Annotated in this window: 20 protein-coding genes; 17 read left to right on the plus strand and 3 right to left on the minus strand. The window is 56.9% G+C overall.

Translation table 11 applies throughout. The features are described from left to right. The first annotated feature begins 70 nt into the window (after nt 1-70). Complete coding sequence (locus VMJ32_05455; GenBank protein ID HTQ38450.1) at nt 71-766, plus strand: VTT domain-containing protein; 696 nt, start codon at nt 71-73, stop codon at nt 764-766. A 77-nt stretch (nt 767-843) separates the two neighbouring features. On the opposite strand, the gene VMJ32_05460 is transcribed toward VMJ32_05455, so the two are convergent. Next, the gene (locus VMJ32_05460; protein HTQ38451.1) at nt 844-1,743 is read right to left on the minus strand and encodes a DUF502 domain-containing protein; all 900 of its coding nucleotides are present in this window, start codon (nt 1,741-1,743) and stop codon (nt 844-846) included. Between the two features lie 217 nt (nt 1,744-1,960). Here VMJ32_05460 and VMJ32_05465 point away from each other — a divergent pair, with 217 nt between their 5' ends. The 7 genes from VMJ32_05465 to phnD all read left to right on the plus strand — a co-directional run bounded on the left by VMJ32_05465 (nt 1,961) and on the right by phnD (nt 11,345). After that, nucleotides 1,961-2,170 carry a hypothetical protein gene (locus VMJ32_05465; GenBank protein HTQ38452.1) on the plus strand — a complete coding sequence of 70 codons (210 nt, stop codon included), beginning with the start codon at nt 1,961-1,963 and terminating at the stop codon, nt 2,168-2,170. Nucleotides 2,171-2,301: 131 nt separating this feature from the next. Beyond that, nucleotides 2,302-4,926, plus strand: a complete 2,625-nt coding sequence (locus VMJ32_05470; protein HTQ38453.1) for a DUF3656 domain-containing protein — start codon at nt 2,302-2,304, stop codon at nt 4,924-4,926. A 134-nt stretch (nt 4,927-5,060) separates the two neighbouring features. Further along, nucleotides 5,061-6,101 (plus strand): transglutaminase family protein, encoded by a 1,041-nt coding sequence (locus VMJ32_05475; protein ID HTQ38454.1) that lies wholly within the window; start codon nt 5,061-5,063, stop codon nt 6,099-6,101. 220 nt (nt 6,102-6,321) lie between these two features. Beyond that, the gene (locus VMJ32_05480) at nt 6,322-8,319 is read left to right on the plus strand and encodes an ABC transporter ATP-binding protein (protein HTQ38455.1); all 1,998 of its coding nucleotides are present in this window, start codon (nt 6,322-6,324) and stop codon (nt 8,317-8,319) included. Nucleotides 8,320-8,562: 243 nt separating this feature from the next. Continuing rightward, the gene (locus tag VMJ32_05485; GenBank protein HTQ38456.1) at nt 8,563-9,687 is read left to right on the plus strand and encodes an L-threonylcarbamoyladenylate synthase; all 1,125 of its coding nucleotides are present in this window, start codon (nt 8,563-8,565) and stop codon (nt 9,685-9,687) included. Next, complete coding sequence (gene rpiB / locus VMJ32_05490; protein HTQ38457.1) at nt 9,688-10,143, plus strand: ribose 5-phosphate isomerase B; 456 nt, start codon at nt 9,688-9,690, stop codon at nt 10,141-10,143. Between the two features lie 98 nt (nt 10,144-10,241). Continuing rightward, nucleotides 10,242-11,345: a phosphate/phosphite/phosphonate ABC transporter substrate-binding protein gene (gene phnD, locus VMJ32_05495; GenBank protein ID HTQ38458.1), complete on the plus strand. Its 1,104-nt coding sequence runs from the start codon at nt 10,242-10,244 to the stop codon at nt 11,343-11,345. A 58-nt stretch (nt 11,346-11,403) separates the two neighbouring features. Here the strand turns inward: phnD and lhgO are convergent, their stop codons facing one another. After that, nucleotides 11,404-12,603, minus strand: a complete 1,200-nt coding sequence (lhgO, locus tag VMJ32_05500) for an L-2-hydroxyglutarate oxidase (GenBank protein ID HTQ38459.1) — start codon at nt 12,601-12,603, stop codon at nt 11,404-11,406. Nucleotides 12,604-13,062: 459 nt separating this feature from the next. Here lhgO and VMJ32_05505 point away from each other — a divergent pair, with 459 nt between their 5' ends. Then, the gene (locus VMJ32_05505) at nt 13,063-13,632 is read left to right on the plus strand and encodes a hypothetical protein (protein HTQ38460.1); all 570 of its coding nucleotides are present in this window, start codon (nt 13,063-13,065) and stop codon (nt 13,630-13,632) included. A 21-nt stretch (nt 13,633-13,653) separates the two neighbouring features. Here VMJ32_05505 and VMJ32_05510 read toward each other — a convergent pair whose 3' ends face one another. Continuing rightward, the gene (locus VMJ32_05510; protein HTQ38461.1) at nt 13,654-14,973 is read right to left on the minus strand and encodes an MFS transporter; all 1,320 of its coding nucleotides are present in this window, start codon (nt 14,971-14,973) and stop codon (nt 13,654-13,656) included. 82 nt (nt 14,974-15,055) lie between these two features. Between VMJ32_05510 and VMJ32_05515 the strand changes: the two genes are divergently transcribed. From VMJ32_05515 to VMJ32_05550, 8 genes are all read left to right on the plus strand, one after another. After that, nucleotides 15,056-15,928, plus strand: coding sequence for a class I SAM-dependent methyltransferase (locus VMJ32_05515; protein HTQ38462.1), 873 nt, complete (start codon nt 15,056-15,058; stop codon nt 15,926-15,928). Between the two features lie 761 nt (nt 15,929-16,689). Next, nucleotides 16,690-17,694, plus strand: a complete 1,005-nt coding sequence (locus tag VMJ32_05520; protein ID HTQ38463.1) for a phosphate ABC transporter substrate-binding protein — start codon at nt 16,690-16,692, stop codon at nt 17,692-17,694. Nucleotides 17,695-17,726: 32 nt separating this feature from the next. Next, nucleotides 17,727-20,411, plus strand: coding sequence for a hypothetical protein (locus VMJ32_05525; protein HTQ38464.1), 2,685 nt, complete (start codon nt 17,727-17,729; stop codon nt 20,409-20,411). Nucleotides 20,412-20,580: 169 nt separating this feature from the next. Continuing rightward, on the plus strand, nt 20,581-22,374 hold the full coding sequence (gene pstA, locus VMJ32_05530) for a phosphate ABC transporter permease PstA (GenBank protein ID HTQ38465.1): 1,794 nt from the start codon (nt 20,581-20,583) through the stop codon (nt 22,372-22,374). Nucleotides 22,375-22,454: 80 nt separating this feature from the next. Continuing rightward, nucleotides 22,455-23,414: a phosphate ABC transporter ATP-binding protein PstB gene (gene pstB / locus VMJ32_05535; GenBank protein HTQ38466.1), complete on the plus strand. Its 960-nt coding sequence runs from the start codon at nt 22,455-22,457 to the stop codon at nt 23,412-23,414. Nucleotides 23,415-23,550: 136 nt separating this feature from the next. Then, complete coding sequence (gene phoU, locus VMJ32_05540; GenBank protein ID HTQ38467.1) at nt 23,551-24,213, plus strand: phosphate signaling complex protein PhoU; 663 nt, start codon at nt 23,551-23,553, stop codon at nt 24,211-24,213. A gap of 15 nt (nt 24,214-24,228) precedes the next feature. Continuing rightward, a complete protein-coding gene (locus tag VMJ32_05545) occupies nt 24,229-24,366 on the plus strand; it encodes a hypothetical protein (protein HTQ38468.1) in 138 nt (45 codons plus the stop codon). An 81-nt stretch (nt 24,367-24,447) separates the two neighbouring features. After that, the coding region (locus VMJ32_05550) for a hypothetical protein (protein ID HTQ38469.1) at nt 24,448-24,730 on the plus strand (283 nt) is incomplete at its 3' end.

Below are 24,730 nucleotides of genomic sequence, written 5' to 3' on the forward strand. Positions count from 1 at the left end.
CTTCCGGTCCGGATGCTGTTAACATCCGGCTACTTCAAATTAGCCTTGGTGGGCGCCCGGAGAATTATCCTTGGCATTTTTTCAGCGAATCGTTGAAAAAGTCAAATGGCTGATGAGCCTGGCGCAGCCGGATAATCTGCGCACGCTTGTCAACCTTGGCGGTCCGCCGTGGGTGAGTTATGCCATTCTCGGCGCTATTGTCTTTAGTGAAACCGGCCTATTAGTTGGCTTTTTCCTGCCGGGCGATTCGCTCTTGTTTGCCGCCGGGTTTTTGTCCAGCCAAGATGTGTTCAACATCGCGGTGCTCGATCTGGTTTTAATTCCGGCCGCCATTTGCGGCGACGCTTGCAATTATTTTCTCGGGCGGCAACTGGAAGCACACGTGTTCGAAAAAGGCCGCTTGCGGTTCGTCAAGCATTCGCACCTGATGTCGGCCAAGGCGTTTTACGAAAAGCACGGTGGCCGTGCGATTGTGTTGGCCAAGTTTGTGCCCATCGTCCGCACCTTCACTCCGTTTGTGGCCGGAATTGCCCGCATGACGTACCGCCGTTTCCTCATGTTCAACGTGCTTGGCGCCAGCAGTTGGATTCTGCTGATGACCTGGGCCGGCTACTGGCTGGGCCGCTTCGCCTGGATTAAAGACCATTTCGAACTGGTCGTGCTGGGCATCGTGATCTTAAGCGTCCTGCCGGCACTCATCGGCGCATGGCGTGCTTGGCGCGGCGAAGAACTGCTTCACGGCGATGAACGGCCGACGGCCGATTGAATCTCGCCCCGCGTCCCTCGCCCCACATTCTCGCTCGGCTACCGCCTCGCGGCTAAACGCCCCTTACCCCTCGCCACTTACTTCTCGCCCTTCCCCTCGATCCGCTCTTCTAGCTGCTCTGGCGGCAGCACCACCCCGCAACTGACGATGTATTCCACCGCTTGCTCCACGGTCATCTCCACGTCCAGTACGTCGCTTTTAGGCACCAGCATCGTGTAACCGCTCACCGGCACGGGACTGGTCGGCAACAAAATAGTTACCATCGGCATGCCGGCCACCGTTTGCACGTCGTTCATTCCTTCGTTGGTGACAAACGCTAGCGACCACACGTTGCGGCACGGATATTCCACCGCCACCACGCGGGTAAAATCCAACTCCCGATCGCTGAACACGTAATTTGTGACCTGTTTGGCGGAACTGTACACAGCCCGCACCAGCGGCAATCGGCCAATCCCCTGCTCAAACCAACCCCAAAACGCCCGGCCCAAACCGGCTGCAAACAAAATCCCCAGCACGTACATCAGCAGCACGAACACGACCAAAAACACCGGTCCCACAATCCACGGCCGCAGGTAGGTCACGTCCAGCCATCGCCGATATGCCTCTTGCCCGCTTTCCGGCGGCGCCTCCCCTGGGCTGCGCTTCATGACCGTGGAATAAACCGAAAGCGGTATAAATTGATCGCTTTCCAGCCGCTTGTATTCCTTGCCATCTGAAACGACCACGCTAGGGTCGGACGTGGCTTGTGCATCGGAAAGTTGCGTGCGAATGTCGGCCCATTCACGGACCACCAAATCTCGAGTGGCATTCAGCACCGGCTCCAGAATGTAATAATCCACCGTTCGCACAATCCACAGCAAAATCACCAGAGTCAACAGCGGCGCTGCCACCACGCCCAGGCCACGCAATACCGCCGTGCGAAACGGCCGCAAGCCAGACGATAATTGCGACGACAGGCCCGATGTTTCTGGAGCCATGACTGGCTAGGGCATTCGAAAAGGAACGTACGGCAAACTGAACACGCTGAGCAGCATTTTATCGTTGCGGCCATCCATGGCTCGGCAATTCAACGTCGAGTCTAAGCGTTTTTTCCCGCCGTTACCAGTTGCACGCGGCCCACCGCCTTGATTCGGCAGGCGGCAGCCGATAAATTGGTTGGTTCATGTTTTCGAAAGCGCGTAGGAGATTATCCGCATGGTTCGCATCCGTCCCCGCACCAAACTCAAGCTGAAGCGCAAAGCCCGCCGCTGCCCGAAGTGCGGCGCAAAGCTCAATAATCAACAAATCCGCTGCAAGCGCTGCGCCGCCGAAGTCAGTCTGATGGGCGTGGCCCCTGGCACCCGCAAGGGCCGCTTCGTCAAAGCCTACCGCCGTCGCCGCAAACGAGCCTTGGACGGTGGCTAAACAACTTCAACAACCAAGTCGCCTTCAATTCCGAGAATCGTAGGCGTTTTCTAAGTCGGTCGTCGCCGTGCAGAGTGCGCGATATATTGGGTGGATGCTGGCTGATCCTTCCCCATGCCCGGTGTCCCATCGTGTCCAATTCTCATTCCGCCGATCACCCTGAACTGCTTGCTCCCGCCGGAGATTGGGAGTGTTTGCGCGCCGCCGTCGCCAACGGGGCCAATGCCGTCTATTTCGGCCTGTCGAATTTCAACGCACGGCATCGCGCCGAAAATTTCACACTCGAAGAACTGCCCAAAGTCATGGCATATCTCCACCGCCACAACGTGTGCGGATACGTCGCCTTCAACACCCTGATTTTTTCCAGCGAACTGCCTGAAGCCGTGCGGTTCATTGCAGCCATCGTGGCGGCCGGTGCCGACGCCGTCATCGTCCAAGACCTCGGCTTGGCACATTTAATACGCCAGGTCGCCCCGGGCTTGCCTATCCACGGCTCCACGCAAATGACGCTGACAGAGCCGCGCGGCATCGAATTCGTCCGTCGCTTGGGCGTCGAGCGAGTGATTGTAGCCCGCGAGCTCTCGATCGACGATATCGGCCGCATCGCTCAGCAAACCCCTATGTCTCTGGAGGTCTTCGTTCACGGCGCCCTGTGCGTGGCCTACAGCGGGCAATGCCTGACCAGCGAAGCTCTCGGCGGCCGCAGCGCCAACCGTGGCCTATGCGCCCAGGCCTGCCGCTTGCCCTACGAGCTGTTTGTCGACGGCCAACCGCGCGATACTGTCGATCGGAATTACTTGCTTAGCCCGCAAGATTTGGCCGCCTACGATCTGATCGATCCGCTGGTCAAACTCGGCGTGCGCAGCTTCAAAATCGAAGGCCGCCTGAAAAGCGCCCAGTACGTCGCCATCACTTCGCAAACGTATCGATCCGCCATTGACGCCGCTCTGGCACAACAACCCTTCGCCCTAGACGTCCAGGAGCAGCGCGACCTGCAGCAAAGTTTCTCCCGCGGCTTCAGCCACGGTTTCCTGGGCGGCGTAAATCATCAAGTGTTAGTCCAAGGCCGCTTTCCCAAAAATCGGGGCGTGCGCTTGGGTATGGTGGTCGATAAAACGACCCGGGGCGTGATGGTGGAGTTGGAGGTTGCGCATGCCGGTCAACCGAGCGACATCGTTCAACCCGGCGACGGAATCGTGTTCGACGAAGGCCATCCCGAGCAGGACGAACAAGGGGGCCGCGTGGTGGCGGTGCGAAGGGTTGCGTCCAACGCTTCATTTAGCCGCGTTGCTTGCAACGCATTGGGTGGTGAACATCGCATCGAACTCATTCTGCACCACGGCAGCGTGAACCTGTCGGCCATCGCCATCGGCAGCCTGGTATGGAAAACCGACGATCCGCAACTGCGGCAGCGGATGGAGCAATCGTTTGCCCGCGACGTGGTGGTTCATCGCAAGCCGGTACAGTTCGTTTTGGCCGGCACACTGGGGGGCGCTTTGAACTTGGAAGTGTGCGATTCGACCGGCAACCGCGGCGGCGCAACCTGGCCCGGGCCATTGCAAATCGCTCAAAAACATCCGGTCACGCTGGAACTGCTGCAAAAACAACTTGGCCGGCTGGGCGAAACGCCGTTCGAATTGGCCGGCGTGCAATGCGACCTGCCGCCAAATGCGATGGTTCCCAAAAGCGTGCTGAACGAATTGCGGCGCCAGTCCATCGCCGCTCTTGAGCAAATGCGAGATTCAAAACGCCAGCGGACGATCAATCAGCAAGCGCTGGACGAGTTGCGAAGCGAGGCTCGGAACTACCGTGCTTCATCGCCCGACAGTAAATCGTCGCTGTACGTGCTGGTCCGCAATCTGGAGCAGCTTGAAGCCGTGCTGGCCTGGCGGCCGGAGTTGCCTCTTTCGACGCCGGCCATGGTGTACTGCGATTTTGAAGACCTGCGCCGCTATCACGAAGCCGTTGCCAAAGCCCGCGCGGCGGGGATGCCCATCGGACTGGCCTCGCTGCGGATCATCAAGCCCGGCGAAGAAGGCTTGCTGTGCATCATCGCCAAAGCCCAGCCCGATGCCGTCTTAGTGCGAAACCTCGCCGCGTTGATGCTGTTCTGCGAAAAGGCAACCTTGGCAAAATCAGAAACACTCCATATCCCTCACCCCTCACCCCTCACCACTCACTCCTCCACGCCGCAACTCATCGGCGATTTTTCGCTCAACGTCGCCAACGAATTAACCGTCCATTTGCTAACGCATGAAGGACTCAGGCGCCTGGTGCCCAGTTACGATTTGAATTGGGAACAACTTGCCGCCATGCTCCGCCGGATTGATCCAGGGTTGTTTGAAGTCGTCGTCCACCAGCACATGCCGATGTTCCACATGGAGCATTGCGTGTTTGCTGCCATGCTGTCCAACGGCAAAGACGCCCGTGATTGTGGCCGACCCTGCGACCGGCATAAAGTGGAATTGCGCGATCGGACCGGCGCGGCCTTTCCCTTATTAGCCGACACCGGCTGCCGCAACACGGTATTCAATTCCGTGGCTCAATCGGCTGCCGAGTATATCCCAGAAATGCTGGCCTTAGGCGTGCGTCACTTTCGCGTCGAGTTGCTGCGCGAATCAGCCACCCAAGTTGCACCACTCTTGGAACATTACACCCGCGTAATTGCCGGCTTGGAACCGCCTCGGCAAGCCTGGCGCAGCTTGCAAGTATTGAATCAACTGGGAGTTACGCGAGGGACGCTTCAATTGGCGTGAACAAAAATAACTGCACCTTACATCAATCTGAATTACAATTAAACAAGCGGAGTTTTGCTGAGATAACATCGGAAATGATTGCCTTCCGATCGAACCCGCATCTGCACGGAAGCCTGCATTTTTCGGAGGTTTCCGTGCGAAGTCTTACACCTGGGCGCATCACACTTCGATCGTTCGCCCCCACGGCAATGGTGATTCTGCTGTGGTTCGCTCCTGCCCTTCCTGCAGCCGCGCAATTCGACCAGGGATCCAGCAGCAACTCGCCCCCAGGCGCCAACGCCCCTAAGACCGATCAATCAGAAACTTCTAAAATTCAATTCGGCGTAAAGGTCAAGGCCATTGGCGGGGCCTGCCGCGGCATTGTCGCAACCATTCCGGTTCCGCTGGATTGGCCCGAGCAAAAGGTGTCGGTCGACAGCGAAGACATTTCCCCAGGCGTCCACGAAATGAATTACCGCACGCTCCAGGGAGGCGCCAAACAAATGATCGTTACCATCCCGGTTTTGAATGCCGGGGAGGAAGCCCATGCCCTGGTAACATTTGAAGTGACCCGGTCTTCCGTGTTGCCTCCCGATGATACGTCGGTTTATAAGGAGTGCCCCAAGGACAAGCTGCCCAAAGACGTGCTGCAGTATTTGATGCCTAGCCCCTACATCGAAAGCACGCATCCCAAAATTGTCGCTCTGGCCAAAGATACGACGGAGGGAAAAACAGATTGGGAAAAGGTCGAAGCCCTGTATGACATCACCCGCGAAAAAATCAAATACAAAAATGGACCGCTCAAAGGCGCTCTCAAGGGCTTGCTCGATGGCACCGGTGATTGTGAGGAACTAACGTCGCTGTTTGTCGCGCTCTGCCGGGCCAGCAATATCCCGGCCCGCACCGTGTGGGTGCCCGGGCATTGCTATCCGGAATTTTACTTGGTGGATGGGGCCGGCCAAGGCTACTGGTTTCCCTGCCAGGCCGCCGGAGCGCGAGCGTTTGGCGGAATTCCGGAACATCGGCCGATTTTGCAAAAAGGAGATAACTTCCACGACCCAGACCGCCCGGAAAAAAAGCTTCGCTATGTGAGTGAATTTCTTAAAGGCTCCTCCGTTACTCCACATTCCGGCACTGGCGCAAACGCGCCCGTCGGCAGGCCCCAAGTCCAATTTCTAGGAGGCGAATCGACTTGAGCGGGTTGTCCGCTGCTTGCGATTTTTGCCTTTGCTAGCGTCGCGTGGCCGCTATTGGCTCCACCTCGGCAATTTGTTAGAACTGCGAACCCTTTGCGGCGGAATGGGCTGGCGATGATAGCATCGGCGTGAGCCAATTCCGCGCGATAAAACCGCGGCGCAGGATGCGCGAAGCGAACCAAACCTTCTCCCGATTTACTCTGCCACGGATGGCTTTGGTATGAAGAATTTTTATCGCACATTGCGGATGGTGTTTCGCTACAAGTGGACGCTGGCCGCTTCCACGTTCACTGCCATTATGGTGGCGCTCTTATGGGGTCTCAATATCGGCGGCGCTTATCCGGTAATTGCCGTCGTAACCAGCGGTAAGTCAATACAGGAATGGCTCAAAGCTGAGATCGATACATCGCAACAAAAAATCACCGACTTCAACAAGGAAATTAACAAGCTATGCGCCGACTTAGCCGCAGTTCCTCCGGAACAGCAAGTACCGTTGAAATCCAAGATTGCCAGCGACCGCAGCGGCGTGAAAGCCGAACAATCGCACCTGGATAATTACCTAAAAATCCAACCGTATGCGGAAAAGTTTTTGCCGTCTGACGCATATCTGGCGTTGTTTGTGATCATGATGGTTATTTCGGCGGGCTACATTCTCAAAAACATTTTCCTCGTTTTCGATTCGGTTTTAGTCGATCGACTCTCAAATTTAGCAACATTGGATTTACGCAAAAAGTTCTACCGCCGGACGTTGCGCATGGATTTAGGCAGTTTTAGCGATGCCCGCGTCAGCGAGCTTATGACCCGGTTCACGAACGACGTCGGCGCCATCAATGGCGGCATTCAAACGGTCATAGGCAAGGCAATTCGTGAACCGTTGAAGATGGTGGCGTGCCTCATTGGGGCGGCTTACGTATGTCCGCGGCTATTGGTCATCTCGCTCTTGGTTGCGCCGCTCGCCGGATATTTGATCCGCCGCTTGTCCAAAACGCTAAAGCGCGCCAACCACAAGGCGCTGCAAGAAACCTCGACTCTATACAACATACTCAGCGAAACGTTTGGCGGCATTAAGGTTGTCAAAGCTTTTACTATGGAGCGCCAGGAACGGCTCCGGTTTCACCAAAACTGCAAACAATACTATCGCAAATCGATGAGAATTTCGTGGCTCGATGCGCTAATTCACCCAGTGACGGAATTAGCCGGCATCACGATGATTTGCCTCACGATTTTGGCCGGCACCTATTTGATCATTAAGAACGAAACACACCTGCTCGGAATTAAAATTTGCGACCGGCCGCTGGAATTCGCTGAATTGGCTTTATTCTATGCCATGTTGGCTGGATCAATCGATCCGGCCCGCCGCTTGTCCGACGTTTTCAACGGCATTCAGCGCGCCTTTGCCGCTTCAGACCGAGTGTATGAATTGCTCGATCGTGAACCCACCGTGCGCGACCCCGTGAAGCCGCGTGTATTGGCTCGTCACCATCGGCATATCGTTTTCGACAATGTGAATTTTAGTTATCTCGCCGACCAACCCGTGCTCTGCAATCTTAATCTGCGCATCCCGTACGGCGAAACTTTAGCAATTGTCGGAGCTAACGGATCCGGCAAAACCACCATGGCCAATTTGATTCCGCGGTTTTATGATCCCACTAGCGGATCGATCCGTATCGACGATGTCGATTTGCGCGAGGTCCGCATGCGCGATTTACGCGGCCAAATCGGTTTGGTCACACAGGAGCCGTTCTTATTTGATGATACCGTATTCAACAACATCCGCTATGGTTCACCGCAGGCCACCAAGCAACAAGTTATCGAGGCGGCCCGCAAGGCCTACGCCCATCGGTTTATCGAAGAGCTATTGGAAAATGGCTACGATACCAATGTGGGGCAATTGGGGGGACGCCTTTCTGGCGGTCAGCGACAACGCATTTCAATCGCTCGGGCTATATTGCGCGACCCGCCGATTCTCATTCTCGACGAAGCCACGAGCCAAATCGACTTGGAAAGCGAGCAACTGATCCACAAGGTTCTGGAGCAATTTGTGCGCGGGCGGACAGCCATCATCATTACGCACCGCTTGCAAACACTTGATTTGGCTGACCGTGTGTTAGTTCTCGACCAAGGCCACATCGCCGATTTAGGCGCCCACGACGAATTGATGGGCCGCTGCGAACTTTACCGCCGCCTGTACCAAATCCACCTCCGCGAATCAGCTTAGGCCCGCAATAGGGGTCTACCTCAGCACCATTCCCGGTCAAGGGCTCTCGCCAGATTCGCCTTCATTCCTGCAACTTGACCATCCCTCTCCTCGGCGGATAAATTTATCTAATGGCAGAGGATTGCTCCCGGGCGTGCGGATGAAGCCCAGGCAACGAGCTGCCGTGGGGTCTTTCGTCGAATTGGGCCAGTGACCGACGTCGCAACGTGCAGGCTGCGGCAGGCTCACGGGAAGGGATTTCGTATGCCGCCTCTGGTGATTGATGTTCGCAGCGCTGAAGATACGCGCGATTGCATTCATCGCGCCGTACAAGCCTTGGCAGAAGGCAAGCTGGTGGCCTTTCCCACCGAAACCGTATATGCGCTGGCTACAAGTGCCTTGAACGAAGCTGCGGTAGGCCGCATGTTGAAAACCAAGCGCCGTCCCGCTGGACAGCCCCCCCTGACCTTGGGTATTAAAAGCGCCGACGAAGCGCTCGATTACGTGCCTCAAATGACGCCGCTGGGCCAACGCCTGGCCCGTCGCTGTTGGCCAGGACCGGTCACCATTGTCTGCGCTAATCACAATCCAGAAAGCTTGCTCAACCGATTGCCCGAAGGGGTTCGAAAAGCCGTTACTCCCACCGGAACTGTTGGCTTACGTGTGCCGGGTCACAAACTTTTTCTCGACACGATGAAACTGATTGTCGGGCCTGTGGCGCTCTCCAGCGCCAACCGGGCGGGTCAACCCGATCCGCTGACTGCGCAGGAAGTCGTAGCTGGCCTGGGAGACGACGTGGCGTTGGTGCTCGACGATGGTCGCACGCGCTTCGGGCAGTCTTCTTCCGTGATCAAAATCGGCGATCGCGGCTTCGAAGTCATCCGTGGCGGTGTTGTTTCGGAACAAACACTTTCACGACTGGCCTGCTTCAGCATTGTGTTTGTTTGCACGGGCAATACGTGCCGCAGCCCGATGGCCGAGGCACTTTGCCGCAACATGCTTGCCGCTCGGCTGCATTGTTCCCCTGATGAACTGCAAGACCGGGGCGTCACGATTTCGTCGGCAGGCATTTCGGCCACCATGGGCGGTCGGCCCAGTCCGGAGGCCGTGGCCGTGTTGTCTGAAATCGGCGTCGATTTGTCACATCACGAAAGCCAGCCGTTGGCCGAGCAATTGGTGCGGCATGCCGACATCATTTGGACTATGACCCGCGGCCATCGCCAGGCCATTTTATCACAGTGGCCTGAAGCGGGTAGCCGCGTACACCTGCTCAGCATGGATGGGCAAGACATTCCCGATCCGATCGGTTGCTCCGAGGAGCAATATCGACGCTGCGCGGAGCAGATCAAGGCCGAGTTAGATTCGCGGTTAAAAGACTTGGAGCTGTAAATGAAAATTGCAATTGGCTGCGACCACCGCGGTTTCGAAGTCAAAATCAAGCTTATCGAAATGGTGGCCAAGCTCGGTCACGAGGTGACCGACGTCGGGTCGTATAACGCCGAAAGTTGCGATTACCCCGATTTGGCCGCCGCCGTCGGCCGCAAGGTGAGTTCCGGCGAAGTGGATCGCGGCATTCTGCTGTGCGGCAGCGGGATTGGAATGTGCATTGCCGCCAACAAAATTCCCGGCGTGCGGGCCGCCCCCTGCTATGACGATTTAACCGCCGAAATGAGCCGCCGGCACAACGATTTGAATGTGCTCTGTTTGTCGGCCGACATGCTCGGCGAACGGCTCATTGACCGGCTCGTGGAAGTTTGGCTTAATACTCCATTTGAAGGGGGTCGCCATAGCCGGCGGCTGGAAAAAATCACGGCTTTAGAGCACAGTTCAATCACGGCTCCTTAACCAACCTGCTTGCCATCCGGGCATCCATTTGGTTATCTTAAAGCGTGATTGCTGTCACTCGGCTGGCGATCTCATCTATCTTTCCTCGAGGGCTTGTCATGAGTTCTGCTTCGCACACACCTTCTCAGCCGTCGTCGTTTTCGTTTGCACGTGTCGTAACATTGTTGGCGCTAGCCGTGTTGACTATTGGCATCGTGTACGTCGTTAAATCTCGGGAATGGGAACAGGCGGCGCGCGAGAAAGAGCCGACCATGCTGGCCCAAATGGGTTTCGGTCCGTCCACGCCGATGCAGCTCGATCCGCAGTACACCGACGCCGACGGCGATTTGGTGGCCGACCCGCCGAAAGATCCAGCCAAGCTTGTCAATCCGGATAAAATCGAGTTTTCGTTCGTCGGTTCAGACACGGCCGACGAAGAACGCTCCAACTGGAAAGATTTTGCCGATTTTCTGTCGAAGAAGATTGGCAAACCTGTGGAGGTGGTCGCGTTTAAAAATCGAGAAGACGAAATGCAAGCCATGCGCGACGGCAAGCTACATGTGGCTGGTTTCAATACCGGTAACGTGCAGTTGGCGGTAAACACGTGTGGATTTGTGCCGGTTTGTGCGCCTGGACGTGATGATGGCAGCATCGCCAATTACACTTCTCAAATTATCGTGCCAGTGGGAAGTTCACTGCATGTGCTGCAAGATCTCAAGGGGAAAACCGTCACATTTACCGACCGCACTTCCAACGCCGGTTACAAGGCGGCGCTCATCTTGCTCAAGGATCGAGATCTTCTTCCCCAGCGCGATTACAATTGCCGCTTTTCTATGTCCTATCAAAAGTCCATCGACGGCGTATCCAATGGTCAGTACCAGGCCGCGGCCATCGCCAGCGATATGCTGCAGCGGGCCGTCGCCAGCGGCGCCGCCGATTTGGCCAAGCTGCAAGTCATCGACCAATCCAAGCCGTTTCCTCCGGCTACACTGGGTTACATTTACAACTTGTCGCCGGAATTGGCCAAAAACATTCGCGACGCAATGCTGGATTTCCCCTGGGCCGGCTCTGGATTAGAGAAAGAGTTCGCCGGCACAAGGGCTACCAAATTTGTGCCCGTTTCATATAAAAACGATTTCGAGTGGGCCCGAATTGTGGCCGAGGCGGTCCGCGATCCCCCCGACGCCGCCATTGAAAAAGATTCTGTCAGCCAGTCGCCATAAGCTGCAAAAGTCTCTTTGAGACTCTTTGATATTTATAGCTAAAGCGTAGAACTTGGCTCTACGTCCAGCGTGCGGCCAGCTTCTCCGCAATGATCCTTCCGATATTTAGCGAGGCCGTGGCCGCTGGCGACGGCGCGTTGCACACGTTCACCACACACTGGGTTTCCAAAATCAAAAAATCGTCCAGCATCACGCCGTCGGGGGCCACGGCCTGGGCTCGGACGCCGCTGGGCGCCGCTTCTAAATGCTCCGCCTGAATGGCCGGCACCAACCGCTGCAGTGCCCGTACAAACGCGCGCTTGCTAAAGCTCCGCCACATTTCCCCCATGCCGGTGCGCCAGTATTTGGCGGCCATTTTCAAAAATCCGGAATATGTCAACGTCTCGGCCAAATCGCGCAGCGAAATGTCGCGCTTGCGGTAGCCTTCCCGAGCAAAAGCCAACACGGCGTTCGGCCCGCACTCCACGCCCCCATGGATCATCCGCGTAAAGTGCACCCCCAGGAACGGAAAATTCGGGTCGGGTACCGGATAAATTAAATTACGGCACAGCAAGTGAGCCTCCGGCTTTAATTCAAAATACTCGCCCCGAAATGGAATAATTTTCGGATCGACGTGCTGCCCACTTAGCTTGGCCACGCGGTCAGATTGCAAACCGGCGCACGTCACTACCCATTGGGCTTGGAACTCGCCCGCGGTGCTCTCCACCACCATACTCTCGCTGCTGGTGTGCATCGCTTTCACTCGCGCGCTGCACACAATTTGCCCGCCCGCTTGGCTGATGCATTGTGCTAGCCGTTGGCATACCGCTGAGTAATCGACAATCCCCGCCTCCGGAACATGAATCGCTTGGATGCCTGCCGTATGCGGCTCCAATTCCGTCAACCGGGCGCGGTCGATCATCTCGCACCGTACGCCATTGGCTTGTCCTCGCTCGTAGATTCTATTCAATGCGGGCAATTCACGATCATCCAGTGCCACAATCACTTTACCGCAAATTTCGAAGGGAATTCCTTCTGCCTCGCAGAATTGCTCCATCGCGGCTTTGCCCGCGCGGCAATTCAGCGCTCGCAAGCTTCCCGGTCGATAATAAATTCCCGAATGTAACACGCCAGAGTTATGGCCTGTTTGATGTTGCGCCAACTGCAGCTCTTTTTCCAACAGCGTAACTCGGCGATCGGGATATTCGCGCGTCAAATGATAGGCGGTGGCCAATCCCACGATGCCTCCGCCCACAATTAATACGTCGCTGGTGTGCATTTAAATTCAGAACTGCGTGGGCAGTTGATGTGATGCAACTAAGAAAATGACAAACGGGAATACGGCACTTGCGTGGCCTGCCAAAAGGCGGTATCAGCGAGCAAATTATTTATTGGTCCTTAGGCTTCTGCTCGGCCGAATTGGAAAGTTTAACGGTTAGGTGAACTCTGCGGCCGCAGTCTCACGGTCGTGCCGAATGTATAAACACGCTATCAAACAAAAATCGCCAGATTCTCTTCCATTCTAGTTGCAGGATTGCAAAGCGTAATTAAATTCGAGATTTAGGACCAGGGTACGACCCACGTTCAGGCCGCCGATGCGCTGCCGCATCCCCAACCTGTCCGCGGATGGTTTCGCAATCCGTCCGGCCCGGTCTGCACTTGAAACCGTGAAGCAGCCCTTCGGAGAACCGCCTCCGCGGGAACCGATTCCATCATTTCCTCGAAAGCTTGCCACCTTATGTCGTCGGTTCATCAACCCAATTCGGATGAAGTGGACCATTTGTTGCGCAACGCCCAATTGCGTGACGAGCTGGAGCCGTATCTCGACGAGGCGGTGCTGAGCTTGAATCAAGAGCAAGTTCCCACGCCGGTCGAAAACGAATTCCTGGCCTCGATGCTGGCTTGGGAAAAAGCTCCGATCCTCCCCATCTGCCAATGGTTCACTCCTGCGCTGGCCCCACCCGCGCCAGATAAACTCGACGACGAGCAATTGCACACCGCCCTGTACGACGTCATCCACAAGCTGTTCGACAAGCGCGTGGTTCTCGATTTCACCGATCATCTCACGGACCGTGAGTTATATTGCCTCATCTGGCGCAACATTCTTCCTTCGCCGGAAAAGAAAATCGACAACTCCTCCACGTATCTCCACTGGGATTGTTCGGACGCCAGCGGCGATGCGCTATTATGGCTCCGCTATTACGCCACGGCCGAGGAGCGCGCGCAGTGGGCTGAAGATTTTGGCAATGAATTGCCCCCGCACGAAGAGCCGCCTTATCGCCGCGACCTGCCCCGCGCCGCGTTCTAAACGTTCCCAGCAACACGCGTTCTAGTTGCTGCGACTCATCACGATTCTTTCAGCCCGCGGCAAAATGCACAGCAACCAGGTCACACCCAGCGCGCCGACGCCCGCGGCAATTCCAAATGCCCATTGCGGCTGGCCACGTTGCAACAACGCCCCGACGTACAAACTGGAAATCATATCTCCCACGGCGTTAGCGCTAGCCAATATGCCCAATCCTAGGCTGCGGACATCGCGTGGCAGCAGATCGGCCACGACAGCCTTTTCCAGCGTCTCTTCCATGGCAATGTACGTGCCCGAAAGCACGAAAATCAGCGCCAGCCAGCCGATCGAGCTGCTCTCAATGGCCAACAGTGAATTCGTCGCCACTCCCAATGCGTAGCCGCCAATTAACAGCGGCAGCTTGGCTCGGCGATCACCCAAATGACCAACGGGATAAGCCGCCATGGCACTCACGGCATTGTGCATGGCATACAGCAGCATTGGCAGCGCGGCAAAATGCACGATGGCAACGCCCCCTGCTGCAGTGTTGCCGGAAGCCGCGACGGCTGACGACATTCCCCCATTACCCAGCGCTAATGCCGCCAGCCATACCAGGAACGTACGAGAAAAATCGCCAATTCCAAATACCAGCACGCCGAACAAAATCAACCAAAACATCCGCGGAAACTTTTGCCACGCCCCGGTTTTCCATCCGGCCGAGTGATGAGCATCTCCGCCGGGTTCTTCTTTCGAAATGTCCCCTTCCCGCATCTCTGCCTCTGTTTCTGGTTCAGCATCGCCACGTTCCCGCGCTATAAAAAAAATCGATGCCGCCGCTAACAATCCCGGCACAATGCCCCATTTTATAATCGTCGCCGGATCCACGCGCCACCAAATCATGGCGGCCGCTAATAGCGGTCCGACCATTGCCCCCAGCATGTCTCCGGCACGCTCCAAGCCAAAAGCCCGGCCGTAGTGGGTTTTCTCCACGGCATCGGCCAGTAAAAAGTCACGCAGCGGAGAGCGGTACCCGCGCCCCGCCCAAGCGACCGTGCGCAACGTCACCATGGCCGTCAGCGTTTTCGCGAAGCCAATGGCGGCCGTGCAAACCGTCGTGATCAGGTACCCCAAAGCTGCCCACGGCTTTTTGTGCTGCACGTAATGCCCCAGTACGCCCCCGCCCAACTTGGAAATGCTGACCAGAAAATCGGCCAATCCCTCAATCAGCCCCAGCGCCAGGGGTCCCATCCCCACTGCTTTGATGAAGTCGGGCAACACAGCGGTGGCCATCTCGTGGCTGACATCGGAAAAAAAAGTCGCCACGACGATGCCCCATACCGTGCGGTTCAGCCAGCGACGGGTCATTGCGGTTTTTGGCGACATCGGCTATAGAATGCTGCTTCCTGTGTCGCGTTGATTGTATCTCGATGTGGTTGAAGTGCCATCCATGAAAAAAAGTGATTTGTTGTGTACCTCATGGTACGACTATCCCGAATGGTTTGAGATCGGCTTTGATAACGAAACAAAAAAAGAAGCCGATTTTTTTGAGAAAGCTTTTAAGCGTTGGTGTAAATTTCCTGTCCGGCGGGTACTGGAGCCGGCCTGCGGCAGCGGCCGCCTCGTGGTGGAAATGGCGCGGCGCGGTTTCGACGTGACTGGGTTCGATTTGAGCCAACCGTCGCTGGATTATTTGAGCCGGAAACTAAGGCAGCGCCACCTCAAAGCGACTGTGCTCAATGCTGACATGACGAAATTTCGCTTTGCGAAGCGATTCGACGGCGCCTTTTGCACGTTCAATAGCTTTCGGATTCTTACCACCGAAGCAGCCGCCCGCAGTCATTTACAAAGCGTGGCGGCGGCGTTGCGTCCGGGCGGTTTATTTTTTCTGGGCCTGCACCTCGCCCCGCCCGATGCAGAGCCGCTGGGCATGGAACGTTGGGTGGGCCAGCGCGGCCGGACCCATGTTACCACGACGCTACGGGTGGTCGATTCCAAACCCAAGCAACGCGTGGAGCGGCTGCGAATTAATCTGCTGGTGCGTCAGTTTAGCGGCAACGGCCACGCTCATGTGAAGAGCAACGGTAAATCTACGGCCCGAAAGAAGGATGTCGGCAAGCGAAACAGTCGCCTGGCTACGATCACAAGGCTCCGCGACGAATTCGACTACCGTCTATACACGGCGGCGCAAATTCTCAAGCTGTTCAAAAGCGTCCCGCAGTTCGAATTGGTCGAAGTTTTCGACTTCTGGTATGAAATGGACGAACCGCAGAAGCTCGATAACGATGCTTGCGACTCACTCTTCGTGCTAAGGCGCGTTTAGGGTCGACCGAGCACACGTGCAAAATTCGATGCGCGGCAGGCAATTTTCGTCAGCGTATTGCCGATTGCCCGGCGGACTTTGACATGAGATTTCATGATTGTGTAGGCGAAACTGCCGCTTCGTCTGAGACCCGCGTAGGAATTTTGGGCCTACTTCGTTTTCTGCGCGTGACATCGCGCATGGTGGGCATCTATCAAAGCTTGGCATTGTGCGATGGCGGTTGCCTGATTCGGGCCGAAGCAGGTTGGGTTGTGTTGGTCCCCACACGTCTGGCACTCCCAAAAGACAAGGTATCCGGCAGGGCTGCGGTAGATACTGATTACATAATTGATGCTGTCCCGTGCAACGACACGGGAATTAACAAAATTGACATCAGACACAACGCACCCATTCGGCGTAGATTAAGGGCATCTTCAGCTTACAGCCGGCGGTAACAAAAGCCAATGGAATTGGGCCCAAAGGGGAGCGCTCTAAAAGCAGTAACTTTCTAATCTTACGGAACTTTTTGACGCGGTGCTAACAATTTCCTAACAATTTCCCGGTAGATTGGCGGTACTTGTCAAAACGGCGGACGTGTCGCTTGAAATATCTTCCCTCAGGGCCGATCGATGAAAATTCGATTTTCCTGCACGATCGCACTTTCGCTGGGCGCGGCTGTTTGGCTGGCGAGAGCGGTTTGCGTTGCTCAATCTTCGGTTCAACCGATCAGCGCGGCGGTGCAAACAACAGATAGGACGTCGCCAGCCTCAGGGGCAGCGTCCATGACGCTCGGAGCAGTACAGGTTGACTCCCATCTGCCGGCGTATCAGCAGCAAAGCGGCGAAGTGTCCGGCGATATCAAAGCCATTGGTTCCGACACGATGATTAACCTGATGCTGCTGTGGAGCGACGGCTTCAAGCATTACTATCCCGATGTCAAAGCGGAGGTGGAAGGCAAAGGCTCGTCGACCGCCCCGCCGGCGTTAATCAACGGGATGGCCAACTTCGGTCCGATGAGCCGCGATTGGAAAGCGTCGGAAATTGACGACTTCGAAAAAAAATTCGGCTACAAGCCGACGTCGCTGGTCACCAGCATCGACATGCTGGCCGTGTACGTGAACAAAGATTGCCCATTAGATAGCCTCACGCTGGAGCAGCTGGACGCCATTTTTTCCGCCACGCGCAAGGGTGGATACGGGAAGGACCTTGTCCGATGGGGTGATTTGGGGTTGAAAGGGGAGTGGGCCGATAAACCCATCAGCCTGTATGGACGCAACTCTGCCAGCGGGACATATCAATACTTCAAGGAGCATGCCCTGTTCGGTGGCGACTTCAAACCGAAGGTGGCGGAGCAGCCGGGCAGTTCGGCGGTGGTGAATAGCATTGCCAACGACCGTTACGGCATTGGTTACAGTGGCATCGGTTATAAAACGCCAAACGTGAAGGCCCTGGCGCTGGATAGCGGCAAGGGCTTGGTTCCGGCACTGCCGGAAAACGCCTACAACGGCAAATATCCGATGACCCGCCCGTTGTGGTTGAGCATCAATTACACGCCGGGCAGCCCGTTAGATCCGCTGCGCCGTGAATTTATTTTGTATGTGTTTAGCCAGCAGGGTCAGCGCGACGTGATTAAAGACGGCAACCTGCCGGTCACCGCCGCCATGGCAGAAAAGCAGTTGGCCAAAGTCGGCATGGGTGCGAAAGCGAAAACATCGGCTGCGGGAACGGGCAGCCAAGCGATCGGTGTGCATGTCGAAGCTGTGCATGCCGAAAAGACGCCGGAATGAACGACGAAATCCACTGACCCCCGTGCCAGCGAATGTCCAAACAATTCTCTTTCACCGGCCGCCGACGCCGACGCACCACTCGCTGGACGGTGACGCTGAGTAATTCGCTGGCGCATTTCGTGATTGCCGTCGGCGGGATTGGCACGATTGTGGCCGTTTCGCTAGTGTGCGTGTTTTTAGTGTGGGTGGTGGTGCCGCTATTTCTGCCTGCCTCGGTGGGGAAGGGAGTGGACATTAGGGTTCAGGGTTCAGGGTTTGGGAGAGAGGGCGCAGGAGGCGGGACGCAGAGCGCAGGTGAAAAAGCGCAGGGGGCAAATGGCAACCAGACGCCACTGGCTTTGGGTGCCGACGATTACTGGTTAATGGGTTGGGAAATCGCGCGCGATGGAAGCGTGCGCGTGTTTCGGCTGGATAATGGGCAAACCCTGGAACAACTAACGCCGGAGCAAACTTCGTTGGCAGGCGTATCGTCGGCGTCAGTAGCCATCGATGGCCAATCCGCCGCCTTTGGCTTTTCCGATGGCCAAGTGCGGCTGGGGGAAATCCAGTTCGATTATCAAATTGTGCCGCCCGAGGAATTGCCGGCCGCCGCCCAAAAACTTGCGCCAGGAGAGGTTGCGCAGCTCGAAGGCGGCGCCCTGATTGCGCGGACGGAACAAGGGGATTTTCGCCGGCAAAAATTCGAGCTGAAATTACAGCCGCCGCTGGAGGCAGCCATGGCGGCCATCGTACGGCTGGATCACGTCACCACTGATTCCGGAACCCGCTTTTGTACTCTTTCGGCCGATGGCAAGCTGCGGATGAATTTGCTGAGCGTCACGCACAATAACATCACCGATGAAGATCAAACCGAGCTCACCGGCGCCGAATTGCCGCTGCCGAAAAACGCCTCGACGCTCCCCGATTATGTGCTCGTTTCCGACCGGGGTGACGGCGTTTATGTCGCCTGGCGCGATGGCCGGCTATTGCGGTTTTCCACCCGCAATGTGCAACAGCCGCTGCTGGAAGAAGATATCGACTTGGTGCCCGAAGCGGGCCACTCGCTAACGGCGTTGTCGTGGTTGCTGGGCCGCGAAACACTAGTGGCCGGCGATACGCTGGGCCGTGTGCGAGCCTGGTTTACCAAAGAAACCGGGGAATTCGGCCGCATTTCCGACGACGTGATTCCGCCCGATCATCATGTGCTGGTCGCCGCGCACGAATTTACGGCCCAGGGGCACGCGGTCAGTTCGATGGCCGCCTCGCCCCGTTCGCGTCTGGTGGCCGTGGGCTTTGACGATGGGCAAGTGAAGCTTTTGTATGTGGCGGCACAACGCACCCTGGCGGTGCTACAGTGCCCTCAGCCCACCACCGTGATCGGGTTGGCGATTGCACCCAAGGGAAATTGCTTGTTGGCGGCCACGGCCAGCAGAATTATGCGTTGGAATTTTGACGCCCGACATCCGGAAGCGACGTTGGGGATGTTGTTTTTGCCGGTGTGGTACGAAGGCCGATCGCAGCCGGAACACGCTTGGGAAAGTACTGGCAGCAGCGACGCCTCGGAAGCCAAGTTCGGCTTAATGCCGCTGGTGTTTGGCACGCTGAAAGCCACGATCTACACAATGTTGTTCGGAGCGCCGTTGGCGCTATTGGCGGCGATTTATTCCAGCGAGTTTTTGCATCCGCGGCTGAAAGCACGCATTAAACCGACCATCGAAATGATGGCCAGCCTGCCCAGCGTAGTGCTGGGCTTTTTGGCCGGGCTGGTTGTCGCGCCGTTTGTCGAATCGGTGGTGTCGCAAACGCTGACGTGCCTGTTCACGGTGCCCCTTAGTTTTCTAGTCGGGGCGTATCTGTGGCAATTACTACCCAGCGATACGGTCGTGCGGCTCTCGCGGTTCCGTTTGCTGTTCATCATGCTGATGATGCCGCTGGGCATTTTGGCGGGCATTTGGTTAGGCCCACTGGTGGAACAATGGCTGTTCGCCGGGAACATCAAGGAATGGCTCGACGGTCAGCGGGGCAGCAGCACCGGGGGTTGGTTGCTGTTGCTGTTGCCGCTTGCCGCGTTATTTACCGCGGTGCTGTCGTCGCAGCAAGTCAATCCCTGGCTCCGCCGCCGTGGCGCTCACTGGTCCCGAACGCAGGCGGGTTTGGCCGAACTGTTGAAATTTGTGGCCGGCGTGGCTTTCACCCTTGCCAGTGCGCTAGTCGTGGCGTGGGCACTGGATGCGCTGAAGCTTGATCCGCGCGGCACCTTGGTCGGCACTTACGTGCAACGAAATGCGCTGGTGGTCGGCTTTGCGATGGGCTTTGCCATCATCCCGCTGATTTACACCATCGCCGACGATGCCCTTTCCACGGTGCCGGAACATTTGCGATCCGCCTCCCTAGGCGCTGGCGCCACCCCGTGGCAAACCGCCGTGCGGATTGTCATCCCCACGGCGGCCAGCGGCCTGTTTTCCGCGCTGATGATCGGGCTGGGCCGGGCCGTGGGGGAAACGATGATCGTGCTGATGGCGGCTGGTAATACGCCGCTGATGGATTGGAACATTTTCCAGGGGTTCGAAACGCTTTCAATGGCCCTGGCCACCGAGTTGCCGGAAGCGGCCAAAAACAGCACGCATTATCGAGTGCTGTTTTTGGCGGCGCTGACGTTGTTTGCCTTCACGTTCGTCGTGAATACGGTGGCCGAAATGGTGCGCCAGCGATTCCGCCGGAGGGCCTATGAGCTCTAGAGCCATCGTAGCTCGGCCGACACCTCACGCGGCAACCGGACAGGGCAACTCGGGCCCACAGAAGCCGGTTTCTGCACCAACCGCGGGGGATACACAGCCTACGACTCTTCCGTCGCGGATGTCAGAGGCCGTTCCACCAACAGCTGCCGGTATTCGTCGGCAAATCCGCATGCCCAAGCATCGCGTGTCATCGGCCCACACCACGCTTTCGGCCCACGGTGCGCCCCTGGTGTGGCTTACCGGCGGCGCCTTGGCTACGGCCTTGTTGATGATCATCGGACTGTTGATGCTTGTGCTGTATGAAGGCCTGCAAACTTTTTGGCCTGCTCCGCTGGTGCAGCTTGAAGTCAAGAGCGACGGCGCCGGCCCGGCTACCACATTGCTGGGCGAGATCAGCCGCTCCGAAACCTTCAAACCCGAGCCGACGTTTTTGGACGATCTGAAGCAGCACGCTCCGGATTTATTCGCCAAGGCGCAGGCAGAAATGGCTTCCCACGACGGGTTGTTGCGTCGCCAATTGATTTGGACCGGCCGCACCGCCGCTGTCGACTTTGCGGGCAGTCGCGCGATGTGGGTCAACGATTTTGCCATTCAATCGCAATCGCATCCCGAGTGGGCCATCGTGGTGGAACGTTTCGACGGGGGCCGCAGTTATGGCACGCCCGCCGAATTGACTGGGGATGGTAAATCGGTCGCGAATGGCCCCGAAGAAGTGTGGAGCAAGTACAACGAACTTCATGGCGAGGTGTTGAGCCGGTGGCGACTAAGCGTTTCGCTGGATCGGAACGACCGGGGGGCGATCGACCGCAGAGAACGTTCCGCTCGGCTGGCTTTGGTGGGCGCTCAACTCAATCTGAAAGATTTACAGCGCGATCATCCCGGCGAAGGCGCGGCCATTCAAAGCGCGACAACGGCGGTCGAGACCAAGCAAAAAACGTACGACAGTGTGGAAGTTCAGGCCGTCGCCGAGAAAGCCAAAATTACCGACCAAATAAAAGCCTTGGAAGCCGAAAACGCTCGCTACGCACTTCATCTGACCACCGCCGCTGGATCGCCGCTGGAGTTGCCGCTGGCCGACATCATGCGGGCTTACCCGGCCAATCGTCTGTCGCTGGCGGGCAAGCTTGGCGTTTATGCTTCGCGTTGGTGGGAATTTTTGACGGCCGATCCGCGCGAATCGAACACCGAAGGAGGCGTGTTTCCGGCCATTTGGGGCACGGTGGCGATGACGCTGATTATGTCGGTCTTGGTTGTGCCGTTTGGCGTGTTGGCGGCGTTGTATTTGCGCGAATATGCCAAGGCGGGGGCCATTGTCAGCGCCATTCGCATTTCGATCAACAACCTGGCAGGCGTGCCCAGCATTGTGTTCGGGGTGTTCGGGCTGGGGCTATTCTGTTATGTGATCGGCGCATCGATCGATCAGTTGTTTTTTCGCGCCGCCCTGTCCGAGGGGACGCCCACCTTCGGCACCGGCGGCATTATGTGGGCATCGTTCACATTGGCCCTGTTGACGCTTCCAGTTGTGATTGTCGCCACCGAAGAGGCTCTGGCGGCGGTCCCCAACTCGATGCGGGAAGGCTCCTATGCCTGCGGCGGAAGCAAATGGCAAACCATCCGCCGCATTGTGCTTCCCCGGGCGATGCCCGGCATTATGACAGGAATGATTTTGGCCATGGCCCGCGGCGCCGGCGAAGTGGCTCCGTTGCTGTTGGTGGGAGTGAAAGATTTATCCCCCTCGTTGCCGGTCGACGGCGTGTTTCCGTACGTGCATCCGGAGCGGAGTTTCATGCACCTGGCGTATCAGATTTACATCGTCGGCTTCAAAAGCCCGAATGCCGAGACTGCCAAACCAATGGTCTTCACAACCACGTTATTGCTGATTGTGATGGTAGCCATGCTGAGCATCACCGCAGTATACTTGCGTTCCAAGTTGCGCAAGCGTTTTGTGCTCACGCAGTTTTAGAGTTGCATATCGCATGAGTTGAGTTTCCAACGATTTTCACCCCGGTTGAGGAATTCGTGTCATCGCTCAGTTCCAGTTCAATGTCGCCCGGTCCCAACCCGATGTCGGGGAGAGAATCGTCCCACGAGCCGCCATCGTTGTCGGAAGACGCAGCGCTGCCGAACGGCTCGTCCACGGTTTCTCCAACGCTTGTGGGGGTTAGCGAACCGTTGGCCACGGGACGGCTGGCAGCCATTGCCCAGGGGGATGCCGTTCCGACGGAAACGCATGCCGCGGTGGCCAAGGAAGAGCCAGTACTGCAAATCGACGACTTTAACCTGTGGTATGGGGCCAAGCACGCGCTGCACAACATCAGCATGGCGATTCCGCGCAATAAAGTGACGGCGCTGGTGGGGCCGTCGGGATGCGGCAAATCGACGTTGTTGCGGAGCGTGAACCGGCTGAACGACCTGTTGACGCATGTTCGGATTGAAGGAGACATGTCGCTCAACGGCGATTCCATTTATCACACCGCGGTCGACGTCATCGAGCTTCGCAAGCGGATGGGAATGGTGTTTCAAAAGCCCAATCCTTTCCCCATGAGCATTTACGAGAACGTGGTTTACTCGCTGCGCATCGACGGTGAGCGCGACCGCGGCCTGTTGGACGAGGTTTGCGAGCGCAGCCTGCGCGGGGCCGCACTGTGGGACGAAGTCCACAAAGACCTGCACGAAAGTGCGCTGAAGCTTTCCGGCGGCCAGCAGCAGCGTTTGTGCATTGCCCGGGCCATTGCCGCCGAGCCGGAAGTGTTGTTGCTGGACGAACCATGCTCGGCGCTGGACCCCATTGCGACGGGCAAAATCGAGGATCTAATCCAGGAGCTGCGGGGCTCCTACTCCGTGTTGATGGTCACGCACAACATGCAGCAAGCCTCCCGCGCCAGCGACTACACGGCGTTCATGTACCTGGGCCGCCTGCTGGAATACGGCCCGACGCGGGATATTTTCACCAAGCCAATCCTGAAGGAAACCGAGGATTACGTGACAGGCCGGTTTGGATAGAATGGCGTATAATGACCCAATGACGAAATGTCTGAATGACTAAATGACGTGTTCTTATCGACATCGAAGTTTGGTCTAGCCAGGGTATTCGACGTTCCGTCATTTAGACCTTTCGATATTTCGTCATTTCTCCGCCATGACCAAGCACATCCAACGACAGACCGAAGTTCTCAAGCAAAAAATCCTCTATGTCGGCACGCTGGTGGAGGAAGCAATCGCCAAGGCCATTGCCGCGCTGATTAACCGCGATGCCCAGTTGGCGAAAAGAATTATTGACGCCGACAACGAGATCGACCGCATGGAAGTGGATGTAGAGGAAGAGTGCTTGAAAATCTTGGCGCTGTATCAGCCGGTGGCCACCGATTTGCGGTTTGTCGTGGCCGTGCTCAAAATCAACAACGACCTGGAGCGGATGGGCGATTTAGCCCAAAACATCGCCAAGCGAGTGGTGTATTTGTCGAAAGCCGAACCGATGGATTTACCCATCGATTTCCGCAGCATGGCCGCCAAAGCGCAAACCATGGTCAAGCAAAGCTTGGACGCGCTAGTGAACGCCGACCCGGCGCTGGCTCGGCAAGTGCGCGGCGAGGACGACGAAGTGGACCAAGCGCGGCAACGCATTCGAGACCAAATTATGGACGCCATCCGCAAACACCCCAATCGCGTAGAGTATTTGCTGAAGCTCAACTCGGTTTCCAAACACTTAGAGCGGCTGGCTGACACCGCTACCAACGTGGCCGAGGATGTGATTTACATGGTGGAGGGGGAAATTGTCCGCCACCAGCGCGTGGAAGAATAGTGCGGAGCAAATATCATGTTGCGGCGTCTGGCTTGGATTTCCCCGGCAGGTGTTTTTTCTGTTGGATTGTTCTTGCTGCTGGGCGCGACAGTCGGAATTTGCGCCGACGATTCCGCCGCGCCGCTGCCCCGCTACAAATTGCAGGTGGGCTAGCAACTAAATTATGAGGGAAGCGGAGACGACCTGTACAGCGATGGAAGCAAATACCGCAGCGAAGGACATTGGGAGTTCGACGTGCTTCGCGGCAACGACAGCGGCAGCTATCGCGTGCTTTTTCGGATGGTCAGCGCATCGACCGACATTGACAAAGACGGCAAAGAACAAAAATCGCCCGAGAAGACAGATCTGGCCATGTTCGACATGGACGATATGGGAAACATGACCGAATTATTTGACTCATTTGGCTACAGTGCGGACCCGAAGCTGGATTTGCCCCCACTGCCGGCCGACGCAAAGCAACTGGCCAACGGCTGGCATTCTGACGGTCGGTTTGGAAGCAGACTTCATTTGCAGACCC

This window comes from Pirellulales bacterium (assembly GCA_035499655.1).
Taxonomy (GTDB): domain Bacteria; phylum Planctomycetota; class Planctomycetia; order Pirellulales; family JADZDJ01; genus DATJYL01.